At 69.1% G+C, this 12,648-nt stretch carries 12 protein-coding genes and 1 pseudogene; 9 read left to right on the plus strand and 4 right to left on the minus strand.

The features are described 5' to 3' along the window. Positions 1-18 precede the first annotated feature (18 nt). Both B6N23_RS12850 and B6N23_RS12855 read left to right on the plus strand, forming a co-directional pair. A complete protein-coding gene (locus B6N23_RS12850) occupies positions 19-234 on the plus strand; it encodes a hypothetical protein (protein WP_305499503.1) in 216 nt (71 codons plus the stop codon). Positions 235-386: 152 nt separating this feature from the next. Next, positions 387-1,424 carry a GlxA family transcriptional regulator gene (locus B6N23_RS12855; protein ID WP_305503805.1) on the plus strand — a complete coding sequence of 346 codons (1,038 nt, stop codon included), beginning with the start codon at positions 387-389 and terminating at the stop codon, positions 1,422-1,424. Between the two features lie 3 nt (positions 1,425-1,427). Here the strand turns inward: B6N23_RS12855 and B6N23_RS12860 are convergent, their stop codons facing one another. Further along, positions 1,428-2,054, minus strand: a complete 627-nt coding sequence (locus B6N23_RS12860) for a class I SAM-dependent methyltransferase (RefSeq protein ID WP_305499504.1) — start codon at positions 2,052-2,054, stop codon at positions 1,428-1,430. Positions 2,055-2,233: 179 nt separating this feature from the next. Between B6N23_RS12860 and B6N23_RS12865 the strand changes: the two genes are divergently transcribed. The 5 genes and pseudogenes from B6N23_RS12865 (at position 2,234) to astB (ending at position 8,468) form a co-directional block, all read left to right on the plus strand. Next, positions 2,234-3,448 (plus strand): aspartate aminotransferase family protein, encoded by a 1,215-nt coding sequence (locus B6N23_RS12865; RefSeq protein ID WP_110068819.1) that lies wholly within the window; start codon positions 2,234-2,236, stop codon positions 3,446-3,448. Between the two features lie 41 nt (positions 3,449-3,489). Continuing rightward, positions 3,490-4,578, plus strand: coding sequence for an arginine N-succinyltransferase (locus B6N23_RS12870; RefSeq protein ID WP_119021537.1), 1,089 nt, complete (start codon positions 3,490-3,492; stop codon positions 4,576-4,578). Continuing rightward, positions 4,578-5,629: pseudogene (astA, locus tag B6N23_RS12875) on the plus strand (arginine N-succinyltransferase). The gene B6N23_RS12870 and the pseudogene astA overlap by 1 nt, the downstream one beginning before the upstream one ends. After that, complete coding sequence (gene astD, locus B6N23_RS12880; protein WP_305499516.1) at positions 5,629-7,098, plus strand: succinylglutamate-semialdehyde dehydrogenase; 1,470 nt, start codon at positions 5,629-5,631, stop codon at positions 7,096-7,098. The pseudogene astA and the gene astD overlap by 1 nt, the downstream one beginning before the upstream one ends. Continuing rightward, a complete protein-coding gene (gene astB, locus B6N23_RS12885; RefSeq protein ID WP_110068815.1) occupies positions 7,095-8,468 on the plus strand; it encodes an N-succinylarginine dihydrolase in 1,374 nt (457 codons plus the stop codon). Before astD ends, astB begins: the two co-directional genes overlap by 4 nt. Positions 8,469-8,549: 81 nt before the next feature. Here astB and B6N23_RS12890 read toward each other — a convergent pair whose 3' ends face one another. After that, positions 8,550-9,599 carry an SPFH domain-containing protein gene (locus tag B6N23_RS12890; protein ID WP_305499523.1) on the minus strand — a complete coding sequence of 350 codons (1,050 nt, stop codon included), beginning with the start codon at positions 9,597-9,599 and terminating at the stop codon, positions 8,550-8,552. A 6-nt stretch (positions 9,600-9,605) separates the two neighbouring features. Next, positions 9,606-10,103, minus strand: a complete 498-nt coding sequence (locus B6N23_RS12895; protein WP_305499525.1) for an NfeD family protein — start codon at positions 10,101-10,103, stop codon at positions 9,606-9,608. A 215-nt stretch (positions 10,104-10,318) separates the two neighbouring features. Between B6N23_RS12895 and copM the strand changes: the two genes are divergently transcribed. Together copM and B6N23_RS12905 are read left to right on the plus strand one after the other, a co-directional pair. Then, positions 10,319-10,822: a CopM family metallochaperone gene (gene copM, locus B6N23_RS12900; protein ID WP_305499527.1), complete on the plus strand. Its 504-nt coding sequence runs from the start codon at positions 10,319-10,321 to the stop codon at positions 10,820-10,822. A gap of 163 nt (positions 10,823-10,985) precedes the next feature. Then, complete coding sequence (locus tag B6N23_RS12905) at positions 10,986-11,723, plus strand: trimeric intracellular cation channel family protein (protein WP_305499529.1); 738 nt, start codon at positions 10,986-10,988, stop codon at positions 11,721-11,723. A 34-nt stretch (positions 11,724-11,757) separates the two neighbouring features. On the opposite strand, the gene B6N23_RS12910 is transcribed toward B6N23_RS12905, so the two are convergent. Continuing rightward, positions 11,758-12,567, minus strand: a complete 810-nt coding sequence (locus B6N23_RS12910) for a PEP-CTERM/exosortase system-associated acyltransferase (protein ID WP_110068811.1) — start codon at positions 12,565-12,567, stop codon at positions 11,758-11,760. Positions 12,568-12,648: the final 81 nt, after the last annotated feature.

A 12,648-nucleotide genomic window follows, 5' to 3' on the forward strand; every position in this document is an offset into this window, starting at 1 on the left:
TCGACCCTGGAGGATCTCATGGACACCAGAGAGAGCAAGACACCGGAAGAGGAACTCGAGCATCTCAAGGAGGTACTGGAACCCGAGGACTTCGACGACCCCGAGCCGGATGCCAAGCAGCCCGAGGCCAAGAAGCCGCCGCCCAGGACGATGCAGCGCCTGCTGCCCATCATCATCGTGGTGCTGGGCCTGCTGGTGGCGGCCATGCTGATCTACAGCGGCAGCGCCCAGTAGCCCCTCTTCGTCTCGACACTCCCTGCCGGCCGGGCCTTAGCGCCCGGCCTTCTGCTTGGGTAAGATGAGGGCCCCCTTTCCTGCCGGCCCCGCCCATGCACGAGCCCTCGCCACCCCCGCCTGCGTCGTCGCCCTCCCGGCGAGTCGGCGTGCTGGTGCTGCCCGGCTTCTCGCTGCTGGCCCAGGCCTGTGCCACCGAACCGCTGACGGTGGCCGGCCAGCTCGCCGGCGCGCCCCTCTATCGCCTCGTCACTCTGGGGGCGGCGGTGCAGCCGGTCGCCAGCGCCTCCGGCCAGCGGCTGCTGGCCGAGCTGAGTCTGGCTCAACCCGGCCTGTCTGAGCCTGGTCTGGCTCAACCCGGTCTGTCTGAGCCTGGTCTGGCTCAACCCGGTCTGTCTGAGCCTGGTCTGGCTCAACCCGGCCTGTCTGAGTCTGGTCATGCTGAGCCTGGTCTGGCCCCGGCCGCCGCCGACCTGGACATGCTGTTGGTGTGCGCTCCCGGTGCCCAGGCGGCCGACGAGGCCCTGCGGCGGCGGCTGGTCGAGCTGGCGATACCGGGACGGCTGATCGCGGGGATCGGCGGGGGGGCGGAGCTGCTGGCCCGCGCCGGGCTGCTGGACGGCTACCGGGCCACGGTGCCCTGGCAGCACCTCGAGGCGGTGCGTCGCGCCCATCCGCGCATCCGGCTCTCCCGGCAGCCGTTCGAGATCGACCGCGAGCGCCTGACCTGCGGCGGCGGCACCGCGGCCCTGGACATGATGATGACCCTCATCGGGCGCCAGCACGGCAGCCAGCTCGCCGAGCGGGTTTCGGCCCACTTCGTGCTGGAGCGGGTGCGCATGGGCGAGGAGCCGTCCGGCCCGCCCTCGGGCGGCGTCCCCGAGAGCCTGGCGGAGGCGCTGGCGCTGATGGAGGCCAACGTGGAGGAGCCGCTGACCACCGCCGAGCTGGCCGAGCACCTGGGGATCTCGCGGCGCCAGCTGGAGCGGCTGTTCAAGAAGCACCTGCAGGCGGTGCCCAGCCGCTACTACCTGGACCTGCGCCTGCAGCGGGCGCGGCGGCTGTTGCGCGAGAGCGAGCACCCGGCGGGGGAGGTGGCGATGCTGACCGGCTTCTCCTCGGCGGCGCATTTCTCCACCGCCTACCGCAACCACTTCGGCCTGACCCCGCGGGAGGAGCGGCTGGGCTGAGCGTCAGCGAGGCCGTGTCGGGCGTGCCAGCAGGGCCCGAAACAGCGTGCCCATCATCACCGGGGTGTCCTGCTCGATGGTGAAGCTGGCGCCTTCCAGCAGCGGCCGGGCCTGGCGGGTGATGTCGGTGGCGATGGCGCTGGTCAGGGCGTTGAGGGCGCGCCGGGCGGCGCTCGCGGGGCGGTCATCGGCCTGGAACTTGTCCATCACGCAGAGCTGGCCGTCGCCCCGGAGCACCCGGCGAGCCTCGGCCAGCCCCTGTGCCGGGTCTGGCATCACGGCCACGATCAGGTGCATCACCACCACATCGAAGTGCTCGCCGGGAAAGGCGAGCGCCTCGCCGTCCATCTCCGCGGCCTGGACGTCCATGCCCAGCGCCTCGGCGCGGCGTTCGATGCGCCGCACCATGGCTGGGCTGAGGTCGGTGGCGTGAATCTCCACATCCCGCGGCAGCCAGGGCAGATCGAGCCCGGTGCCGGCGCCCACCAGCAGCACCCGCATCCCCGGCTGCCAGGTCACCTGGTCGAGCGACCGGTGCCGCGCCCGGCGAAAGGCGCGTTCGGCCACGGCGTCATAGAGCGGCGCGTAGAGGCTGTAGCGCAGGCGGTTCCAGGCGGTGGTATTGAACATGGGCGGTTCCTTCGAGGCATCGACCTCAGCCTAGCCTTTTTCACAACTCCCTGTCCCATCGATGAAAGCATCCGGCAGGGCGACTCCCTATACTCGGTGGGGTATTCGCTACGACGTCACCTTTTTCGCCCAGCTTTCCGCAAAGCATTCCGCAAAGTACTTCGTAAAGGACAAGCGACATGACCCAGACCCCGACCCGCGCCGACTTCGACCGCTACATGGTGCCCAACTACGCCCCCCAGCAGGCGATCCCGGTACGCGGCGAGGGCAGCCGCCTGTGGGACCAGGCCGGGCGCGAGTACATCGATTTCGCCGGCGGCATCGCGGTCAACGGCCTGGGCCACTGCCATCCGGTGCTGGTGAAGGCCCTCACCGAGCAGGCCGGCAAGCTCTGGCATGTCTCCAACGTCTACACCAACGAGCCGGCCCTCAAGCTGGCCCGCAGCCTGGTGGAGCGCACCTTCGCCGACAAGGTGTTCCTCTGCTCCTCGGGCGCCGAGGCCAACGAGGCGGCCCTCAAGCTGGCCCGCCGCTGGGCCCATGACCACTTCGGCGAGCACAAGAACCGCATCGTCTCCTTCACCCAGTCGTTCCACGGCCGCACCTTCTTCACCGTCAGCGTGGGCGGCCAGCCCAAGTATGCCCAGGGCTTCGGCCCGGTGCCGGGGGGGATCGTCCACGGCGAGTACAACAACCTCGACAGCGTGCGCGACCTGATCGACGACGACACCTGCGCGGTGATGGTGGAGCCGATGCAGGGCGAGGGAGGCGTGCTGCCGGGCGATCCCGAGTTCCTGGCCGGCCTGCGGGCGCTGTGCGACGCCCACGATGCCCTGTTGATCTTCGACGAGGTGCAGACCGGCGTGGGCCGCAGCGGCACCCTCTACGCCTACCAGCAGCTCGGCGTGACCCCGGATATCCTGACCAGCGCCAAGTCGCTCGGCGGCGGCTTCCCGGTGGGCGCCATGCTCGCCAGCGACCGGGTGGCGTCGGCCTTCGCCTTCGGCACCCACGGCTCCACCTACGGCGGCAACCCGCTGGCCTCGGCGGTGGCCCTGGCGGCGGTGGAGTTCATCGACACCCCCGAGGTGCTGGAGGGCGTGAAGCGCCGCCATGCGCTGTTCCGCGAGCACCTCGAGGCGATCAACGACAGGCACGGGGTGTTCGGCGAGATCCGCGGCATGGGCCTGCTGATCGGCGCGGTGATGTCCGCCGACTACGAGGGGCGCGCCGCCGAGATCCTGCCGCTGGCGGTGGAGGAGGGGCTGATGGCCCTGGTCGCCGGGCCCAACGTGCTGCGCATGGCGCCCTCGCTGGTGATCCCCGAGGCGGACATCGCCGAGGGCATGGCGCGCCTGGAGCGCGCCATCGCACGGCTCGTGGCCGGTCAGTGAGCCGGCCTGCCGGCCCCCTGTCATCCGAGGGAGACCCCGTCATGCTGGTCGTTCGCCCCGTTGTGCCCGCCGACCTGCCCGCCCTGGAGCGGCTGGCCGGCATGGCCGTGCCGCAGCTGACCAACCTGCCGGCCCATCGCGATCGCCTGGAGGAGCGCATCGCCCGCTCCCGCCAGGCCTTCACCGCCGAGGTGGCCTTCCCCGGCGATGAGCACTACACCTTCGTGCTCGAGGACCGGGAGCGCGGCGAGGCGGTGGGCACCGCTACCATCCGCGCTCAGGCCGGCGCCCGGGACGCCTACTACACCTACCGGCAGGAGACCCTGATCCACGCCTCCCAGCAGCTCAACGTGCGCCGGGAGGTGCAGACCCTGGCGCTCTCCCACGAGGTCTCCGAGGCGAGCCTGCTCTGTGCCTACTCGCTGGAGCCCCGCTACCGGGGCACCAGCGCCGAGAGCCTGCTGCGCCGCGCGCGGCTGATGTTCATCGCCCAGTACCCCGAGCGCTTCGCCGGCCTGCTGGCCATGGCCTTCCCCGGCTTCCTGGACGGCGCCGGCGAGTCGCCGTTCTGGAACAGCGTGGGGCGCCACTTTTTCATGCGCGACTACCACGAGATCAACACCCTGGCCGGCATCCGCTCCAAGAGCTTCATCGCCGAGGTGATGCCGCAGTTCCCGCTCTACCTGCCGCTGCTCACCCCCCAGGCGCGGGCCGCCATCGGCCGCGAGCATCCCGACCACGAGGGGGCGCTGGCCGAGATGCTGGCCGAGGGCTTCCTGCGCTCGCGTCACGTGGACATCTTCGATGCCGGGCCGGTGATCAAGGCCGAGCGCGAGCGGCTGCAGACCTTCCGCCGCGCCGCCTGGCATCCGGTGCGCATCCGCCCGGCCCATGCCCTGCCGGATGCGGAGCCGGCCATGGTGGCCAACCAGCGTCTCGATGACTTCTGCTGCGTGGTGGCGCGCTATGCGCTGTCGCCCACCGGCCAGCTGATGCTCTCGCCGGAGCACGCCGAGCGCCTCGGCGTGGAGGAGGGGCGCGCGGTGCTGGCTGCGCCGCTCGCGCTGCCCGGCATGGGAGACGACGGCGTCGAGGAGCGCGACCCGGGCTACGACGAGGGAGAGCTGTGATGCGTATTCGACCGATCGCCGAGAGTGACCTGGACGAGCTGCAGGCGCTCTCCCGGGAGACCGGCGTGGGCTTCACCTCGCTGCCCGACAACCGCGAGTTCCTGGCCGCCAAGATCGCCGCCACGATCAGCGCCTTCGAGGAGCGTGTACCGCCGGACCAGCGCAACTACTTCTTCGTGCTGGAGGACGAGGCCACCGGCCACCTGGCCGGCTGCTGCGCCATCGAGGGCGAGGTGGGGCGCGAGGTGCCCTTCTACCACTACCGGGTGGGCACCCTGGCCCACTCCTCGGTGCAGCTCGACCTGCATCGCACCATCGACAGCCTCTTCCTGTGCTCCGACCACACCGGCGATGCCGAGGTGGCCTCGCTCTTCCTGCGCCCCGAGTACCGCGGCGGCGACCGCCGCCACCAGCGCAACGGCGCGCTGCTCTCCATGGTGCGCTGGCTGTTCATGGCGGAGTTCCGCGACCGCTTCCCCGCCAAGGTGCTGGCGGAGATGCGCGGGGTCTTCGACGAGCGGGGCAGGAGCCCCTTCTGGCACTGCCTGGGCAGCCACTTCTTCCCGCTGGACTTCGACGAGGCCGACCGGCTCACCGGGCTGGGCCAGAAGAGCTTCATCGGCGAGCTGATGCCCAAGTACCCGATCTATACCCCCTTCCTCTCCGAGGAGGCGCGGGCCTGCATCGGTCGGGTCGGGTCCGAGAGCAGACCCGCCCGGCCCTGGCCATGCTCAAGAAGGAGGGGCTGCGCTGGGAGGGCTACATCGACATCTTCGACGGTGGTCCCACCGTCGAGGCCTATATCGACGATGTGCGCGGTGTGCGCCTCTCCCGGCACTGTCGGGTCGAGATCGACCCGGCTCTGAGCGATGAGGGCGCGCGGCCGCGCTGGCTGGCCGCCACCACCGGGATGGCCGACTTCCGCGCCGCCTGGGTGGGGCGCGGCCCCGACGAGGCGGGCGTGCTCAGACTCTCGCCCGGCGAGGCGGCGCGGCTCGAGGTGGACGCCGGCGCCACCCTGCGGATTCTGGATAGCGAGGAGGAAGGCTGATGAAGGCGAGACGAGAGCTGCTGGTGGGCGGTATCTGGCAGGCCGGGGAGGGCCGGACCTTCACCAAGCACGACCCGGTCTCCCGGGAGCGACTCTGGGAGGGGCGTGCCGCCAGCCCGGCCCAGGTGGCGGCCGCCGTGGCGGCCGCCCGCACGGCCTTCCCCGGCTGGGCGCGCACGCCCTTCGCCGAGCGCCAGGCACTGGTGGAACGCTTCCGGGAGGTGCTGGAGCGCCATCGCGAGGACCTGGCCGCGGCCATCGCTCACGAGACCGGCAAGCCGCTGTGGGAGTCGCGCACCGAGGTGGGCGCCATGATCGGCAAGGTGGCGCTCTCCCTGCGCGCCTACCAGGAGCGCACCGGCGAGCGGGAGCGCGACCTGGGCGATGCCCGGGCGGTGCTGCGCCATCGTCCCCACGGGGTGATGGCGGTGTTCGGCCCCTACAACTTCCCCGGCCACCTGCCCAACGGCCATATGGTGCCGGCGCTGCTGGCCGGCAACTGCGTGGTCTTCAAGCCCAGCGAGCAGGCCCCGCTGACCGCCGACCTCACCCTCCAGTGCTGGCTGGAGGCGGGGCTGCCCGCCGGCGTGATCAACCTGGTGCAGGGTGCCGTGGAGACCGGGCAGGCGCTTGCCGCCGATCCGGGCATCGATGGCCTGCTGTTCACCGGCAGCGCCGGGGTAGGCGGCATGCTGCACCGTCAGTTCGCCGGCCAGCTGGACAAGATCCTCGCCCTGGAGCTGGGCGGCAACAACCCGCTGGTGGTGAAGGACGTGCCCGACCAGGATGCCGCGGTGCTCACCATCCTGCAGTCGGCCTACCTCTCCGGCGGCCAGCGCTGCACCTGTGCTCGGCGGCTGATCGTGCCCGAGGGGCCGGTGGGTGACCACCTGCTCGACGCGCTCAGCGACGCCGTCTCGCGGCTGCGGGTGGCCGGCCCGTTCAGCGAGCCCGCCCCCTTCTACGGGGGCCTCGTCAGCGTGGCGGCGGCCGATGGGCTGCTCGCGGCCCAGGCGTCGCTGGAGGAGCTCGGCGGCACGGTGCTGGCGCGCATGGAGCGCCTGGAGGAGGACACCAGCCTGCTCTCGCCGGGGCTGATCGACGTCACCGGCCTCGAGGTGCCCGATGAGGAGCATTTCGGCCCGCTGCTCAAGGTGCAGCGCTACCGCGACTGGGACGAGGCGATTGCCCTGGCCAACGCCACTCGCTACGGCCTGGCCGCCGGCCTGATCGGCGGCGAGCGCGCCGACTGGGACGACTTCCTGCTGCGCATCCGCGCCGGCATCGTCAACTGGAACCGCCAGACCACCGGCGCCTCCGGCGATGCCCCCTTCGGCGGGGTCGGGGATAGCGGCAACCATCGCCCCAGCGCCTTCTATGCGGCCGACTACTGCGCCTATCCGGTGGCCTCCGTGGAGAGCGAGGACCTGCACCTGCCCGATCAGCTGCCGCCGGGGGTGAGCCTGTGAGCGACCAGCAGAGACCGGATCGCGACTACCGCGAGGTCAACTTCGACGGCCTGGTGGGGCCGACCCACAACTACGCGGGCCTGGCGCTGGGCAATGTCGCCTCGATGAGCCACGGCGGCCTGGTGGCCAACCCCCGGGAGGCCGCCCTGCAGGGGCTGGCCAAGATGAAGGCGCTGATGGACGCCGGCTATCTCCAGGGGGTGCTGCCGCCCCAGCAGCGCCCCGACCTGGGCGCCTTGCGGGCGCTGGGCTTCACCGGCAGCGACGAGCGGGTGCTGGCCCGGGCCGCCGGCGATGCCCCGCAGATCCTGCGGGCGGTCTGCTCCGCCTCGAGCATGTGGACCGCCAATGCCGCCACGGTGACGCCCAGCCCGGACGCGCCGGATGGCCGGGTGCACTTCACCCCGGCCAACCTGCAGTCGAGCTTCCATCGCTTCCTGGAGCCGGCCACCACCGGCCGGGTGCTGGCGGCGATCTTCCGCGACGAGGCCCGCTTCGCCCACCACCCGGCGCTGCCGGCGACGCCGGCCTTCTCCGACGAGGGAGCGGCGAACCATACGCGCCTGGCCGGTGGCCACGGTGAGGCCGGCGTGCACCTCTTCGTCTACGGCCGCGAGGCCTTCGGCTGGGGCAGCGAGACCCTGCCGGCCCCGAAGCGCTTCCCTGCGCGCCAGACCCTGGAGGCGAGCCAGGCGGTGGCCCGCCAGCACGGCCTGGCCGAGTCGCAGACGGTCTTCGCCCAGCAGCATCCCGAGGCCATCGACGCCGGGGTCTTCCACAACGACGTCATCGCGGTGGGCAACGGCCCGGTGCTGCTCTATCACGAGATGGCCTTCCTCGACGAGGCGGGCACTCTCGAGGCGCTGCGCGAGCGCATGAGCACGCCGCTGATCCCGGTGCGCATCCCCCTCGAGGCGGTGAGCCTCGAGGATGCCATCGGGTCGTACCTCTTCAACTCCCAGCTGCTCTCCAACCCCGACGGCTCCATGACCCTGGTGGTGCCCGGGGAGTGCCAGGAGAACGAGAGCGTGTGGCGGACGGTCCAGGACCACCTGCTGGCCGGGGCTAACCCCATCGGCGAGGTGGTGGTGAAGGACGTCAAGCAGAGCATGCGCAACGGCGGCGGGCCCGCCTGCCTGCGCCTGCGGGTGGTGCTCGGCGCCGAGGAGCGCGGGGCGCTGGCCGGCCGGGTGCTGCTCGACGACGCCCTGCACGGCGAGCTTACCGCCTGGGTCGAGCGCCACTACCGCGATCGTCTCGCCCCCGAGGATCTCGCCGACCCGGCCCTGGCCCGGGAGACCCTCGTCGCCCTGGACGAACTGAGCGGTATCCTCGAGATCGGCAGCGTCTACCCCTTCCAGCTGGGGTGAGGGCTGCCGGCCCCCACGACATCGGCCCGCCAGATGGCGGGCCGATGTCGTCATGGGTGAGGGGGTGATGAAGAGAGGTGCTCAGCCGCCGCTGGCCGCTCCGCCCACCACGCCACCGCGCAGGCTACTGCGGTTGCCGCTGGCCTGAAGGTGGCTAGCCACGGCGTCCTCCGGGGAGCCGGCCATCTCGCGGAACATGCCCATGGAGCCGAGCAGCGCCGAGGACTCGTAGGGCACGAAGACGCGCTCACCCTCCTTGGCCATGGTCGGCAGCGCCTTGATGTAGCTCTGGCCGAGCAGGTAGCCCACCACGGTGCGCTTGTTCTCCTCGCTGTCGCCGATGGCGCCCAGCACCAGCTTGATCGACTCCTGCTCCCCCTGAGCGCGCAGGATGGCGGACTCCTTGTCGCCCTGGGCGTTGAGGATGGCCGACTCGCGCTGGCCCTGGGCCATGGCGATGGCGGCGGACTTCTCGCCCTCCGCCTCGGTCACGGTGGCGCGACGCTTGCGCTCGGCGGCCATCTGCAGGCGCATGGCGGACTCCACCTCCTCGGGCATGGCGATGTCCTGCACCTCGACCCGGGAGATCTTCACCCCCCACTTGGAGGCGGGCTCCTCCATGGCGGCCTGGATCTCGTTGTTGACCTCGGCGCGGGACTCGAACAGCTTGTCGAGCTCCATCTTGCCGACCACCGAGCGCAGCGTGGTCTTGGCCAGCACCTCCACCGCCTGGCTCATGTTCTCCACCTCGTAGACGGCGCGCTTGGGGTCGATGATCTGGTAGTAGAGGGCGCCGTTGATGCGCACCGTGACGTTGTCGGTGGTCACCACCGGCTGGCCGGGGAAGTCCATCACCGTCTCGCGGCGGTCGATGCGTGACTCGCTGCTGGTGATGGCCTGGTACTCCTCGCCCATCTTGCGATAGCGAATCATGGTGATGGCGCGGGGCTGGTCGATGAAGGGCACGATGATGTTGATGCCGCTCTCCAGCACCCGGTTGAACGACCCCAGGCGCTCGATCACCATCACCTCCGACTGGCGGACGATCACCAGCCCCTTGGCGATGATCAGGATGCCGATGACGACGACGATCAGGGCGATGATCAGCCCCGGGCTGACGGGAAGGTCCATTGGGTATTACTCCTTGTCGTGGGTGGCGCCGGAGACCGGCGCTGGAGAGGCCAGCGTCACGATGGCGGTGGTGCCATCGAAGGCCTGGAAGATGACCCGAGTGCCGGGAGGCAGGTCGGTCTTGCCGCTCTCCTCGTCGGCGTCAGCGGCGACCCGCAGGCGGTAGAAGTCGCCGTTGATCTTGATGCCGCTGGCACCGTCGAAGTCGCGCCTGAGGGTGGTGTAGGTGTGGCCCTTCTCCACCCCGGTACCGGTGGTGCCGTAGGCCACGCCGCGGGGCGAGAACCGGGGGCGGATCACCCAGATGGCAAGTGGCACCAGGAGACCGGAGAAGAGGCCCATGCCCAGCAGCTGCCAGGGAAGCGGCAGCCCCAGGGCAGCGAGGCCGGCGGTCAGGGCGGCGGCGATGCCGAGCGCCAGCAGCACCAGCCCGCCGGTGGTGAGCTCGGCAAGGCCCAGCAGCAGGGCGACGATCAGCCAGATGACGGCGGGGTTCCAGTCCATGGGGCGTTCCAGTGGCTCGGGAGTGGGAGACCGGACCGCAGTGGCCCAGAGACGCGGCGGGCGACGAGGGGGGATCTGGACGCATGCCGCCAGGCCGCTCCCCCAGGGTACTCGGTTGAGGCCCCGTGGGCCATCCCCCTTGACCTTTGGGCGGCCCACAGGTTCTAGAGTGTGAATGTCACCAACCAAGCGAACCCTCTGCAAGGAGCCCCACCATGACCCATCGACAGACGCGCCAGCCGAACCGCAAGGAGGAGATTCGCGCCATCACCGCCGGCCGCCCCGAGGCCGGGCTCGGCTGGTGGGCCGCGGCGCTGGGTGCCGCCGCCCTGGCCGGGGCCGTGCTGCTGGCCCAGCCGGCCGCTGCCGGCAGCCACGGCGACGCCCATGCCCATGGTGATCACTCCCAGGGCGATGCCCACCATGCTGAAGGGCAGGCCGAGGAGCATGCCGACAACCCGGCGGTGCAGGCCTACCGGGAGGCCAATGACCGCATGCACGAGGACATGATGGTCGGCTTCACCGGCGATGCCGATGTGGACTTCGCCCGCGGCATGATCCCCCACCACCAGGGGGCGATCGACATGGCCAACATCGTGCTGGAGCACGGCGAGGATGAGGAGATCCGCGAGCTGGCCGAGGAGATCATCGCCGCCCAGGAGGAGGAGATCGCCTTCCTGCGCGATTGGCTCGAGTCGCAGGGCCACAGCGTCGACTGACCTCCCTCGGCGGCTGATGCTACGCTTCGCAGGCGGCCTTCGGGCCGCCTGCTCGCGTTAGCGCCGCCGTCGACGCTTGCGCCTGACCGAGAAGGCCTCGATGGGTGAAAATTGGGCTATGCTGTCGCCCATTTGCTATTGATTCGTCGGGAGGCAAACAACGGTGAGCGGTCTGATCTACTGGCTGGACATGGCAGGGGTGATCGTCTTTGCACTGTGGGGGGTGATACTCGCCTGCCGCTCCCGCATGGACCCCTTCGGCATGCTGGTGTTGGCAGCGGTGACGGGCATCGGCGGCGGCACCCTGCGCGACCTGGTGCTGGGCGTGCGGCCGGTCTTCTGGGTCACCGACCCCACCTACCTGTGGGTCATCATGGCCACCGTGGGGCTCTCGATCCTCTGCTTCCACTATATCCATCGGCTCAACCGGGGCTTCCTGCCGGTGGCCGATGCCTTCGGGCTGGCGCTGTTCACGGTCATCGGCACCCACAAGGCGCTTCTGCTCGAGGCGCCGGGGGTGGTCGCGGTGCTGATGGGAATGCTGACCGGCGTAGCAGGGGGCATGGTGCGTGATGTGCTGGCGCGGCGGGTGCCCATGGTGCTGCGTCAGGAGGTCTACGCCACGGCGGCCATCGCAGGCGGCATCACCTACGTGGTGCTGGACGCCCTCTCCGCACCGGGCACCCTGACCATTGCCCTGGCGCTGCTGGTGACCCTGGGCTTGCGCCTCGCCGCCATCTACTGGCAGCTGGCGCTGCCCACCTTCGCCTGGGTGACCATTACGCCTCCGCCGCCATCCGGCGAGGAGACCGGTGAAGGTGCGGCGCCACCCGCTGCGCTGCGCCCCAAGGTGCGGGTCAGGATGATCCGGCCGGAGCAGTCGAGGCGGCGGACCAGATAGTCACGCGCCACCTACCATCGAGAGGAAAAAATCATCAGGTCATTTCCGGTTGCACAATGGCTGTTTTGAAGGCATTCGTGACATCAAGCTGTGGAGAAAGCTCTTTCTGGATGGCTGCATACAGTTGAGTCAGATCCTGGTGGACCTGCTGCTCTGCTACTTGATGATCGATGTAGAAGGCGTTTCTCTTGCCATGGTAAAAAATGTCGCCGCTAACTTTCGAGAAGTGAAAGCCTGAGTAAGAAAGGAGTCGTGGGAGCTTGGGCTCCATCATGGCAAATACATGCCGCTTTCCGGTAAGGCCGACGAGGGTGTAGGTGCAGAGGAACAATCCTATCAAGATGATGGGAAAGACTTTTCTCTCTTCCAGGGTGAAGATGTTACTGGTTTGAGACGTATCATCCTTGGGCCTTTCTCGAAAAGGCTTGGCAATTGCGAGTCGTGATACTTCGCAGATTTGATTGCGAGGCAGGATGTCTGGGCGAAACGTGTCATGGTTCAGAATGCCGTCGCCGTGGGCCTCGATTGGCAGCAATTCACCATGATTGCTATCGATTTCGCTAGGAGCTATCAGACGAAGGCAGCCAGCGATCAGTCCCGTTCTTTTGTGCCTGATAAAACAGTGGATCGCTCTGCTGTCATGCTCATCACGTTCCAGGCTATGGCTTTCATCCTCTTCCATGTCATAGCCGATTTCCTTGATGAAGACGTCATGTCTCAGTGCGAAAACGTCCTGGAGCTGCCTTGGGTTTTTTGCAATCGTAAATGAGAACTCTTCCCCAAACCTGTGAAGGAGGTCTTTCCTTTCCAACGTTTCTGGTTCGACCTTTGGGATGGCTTTCATGGGATAAGAATCCTGTGCGGAAGAGCGGAGCTCTGCGAGCGTTCGCCGGTTTAAGTGCTTATTTGTGTTGAAATGGCTCTT

Origin of the sequence: Halomonas alkalicola, assembly GCF_030704205.1 — a bacterium.
GTDB classification, from domain to species: Bacteria; Pseudomonadota; Gammaproteobacteria; order Pseudomonadales; family Halomonadaceae; genus Halomonas; species Halomonas alkalicola.

What these genes read in the sequence shown, in the direction of transcription:
- B6N23_RS12895 (WP_305499525.1), bottom strand. Translation starts at nt 10,103, where the DNA reads ATGGACTGGAACCCCGCCGTCATCTGGCTGATCGTCGCCCTGCTGCTG.
- B6N23_RS12865 (WP_110068819.1), top strand. Translation starts at nt 2,234, where the DNA reads ATGACCCAGACCCCGACCCGCGCCGACTTCGACCGCTACATGGTGCCC.
- astD (WP_305499516.1), top strand. Translation starts at nt 5,629, where the DNA reads ATGAAGGCGAGACGAGAGCTGCTGGTGGGCGGTATCTGGCAGGCCGGG.
- copM (WP_305499527.1), top strand. Translation starts at nt 10,319, where the DNA reads ATGACCCATCGACAGACGCGCCAGCCGAACCGCAAGGAGGAGATTCGC.
- B6N23_RS12850 (WP_305499503.1), top strand. Translation starts at nt 19, where the DNA reads ATGGACACCAGAGAGAGCAAGACACCGGAAGAGGAACTCGAGCATCTC.
- B6N23_RS12910 (WP_110068811.1), bottom strand. Translation starts at nt 12,567, where the DNA reads ATGAAAGCCATCCCAAAGGTCGAACCAGAAACGTTGGAAAGGAAAGAC.
- B6N23_RS12870 (WP_119021537.1), top strand. Translation starts at nt 3,490, where the DNA reads ATGCTGGTCGTTCGCCCCGTTGTGCCCGCCGACCTGCCCGCCCTGGAG.
- B6N23_RS12890 (WP_305499523.1), bottom strand. Translation starts at nt 9,599, where the DNA reads ATGGACCTTCCCGTCAGCCCGGGGCTGATCATCGCCCTGATCGTCGTC.
- B6N23_RS12860 (WP_305499504.1), bottom strand. Translation starts at nt 2,054, where the DNA reads ATGTTCAATACCACCGCCTGGAACCGCCTGCGCTACAGCCTCTACGCG.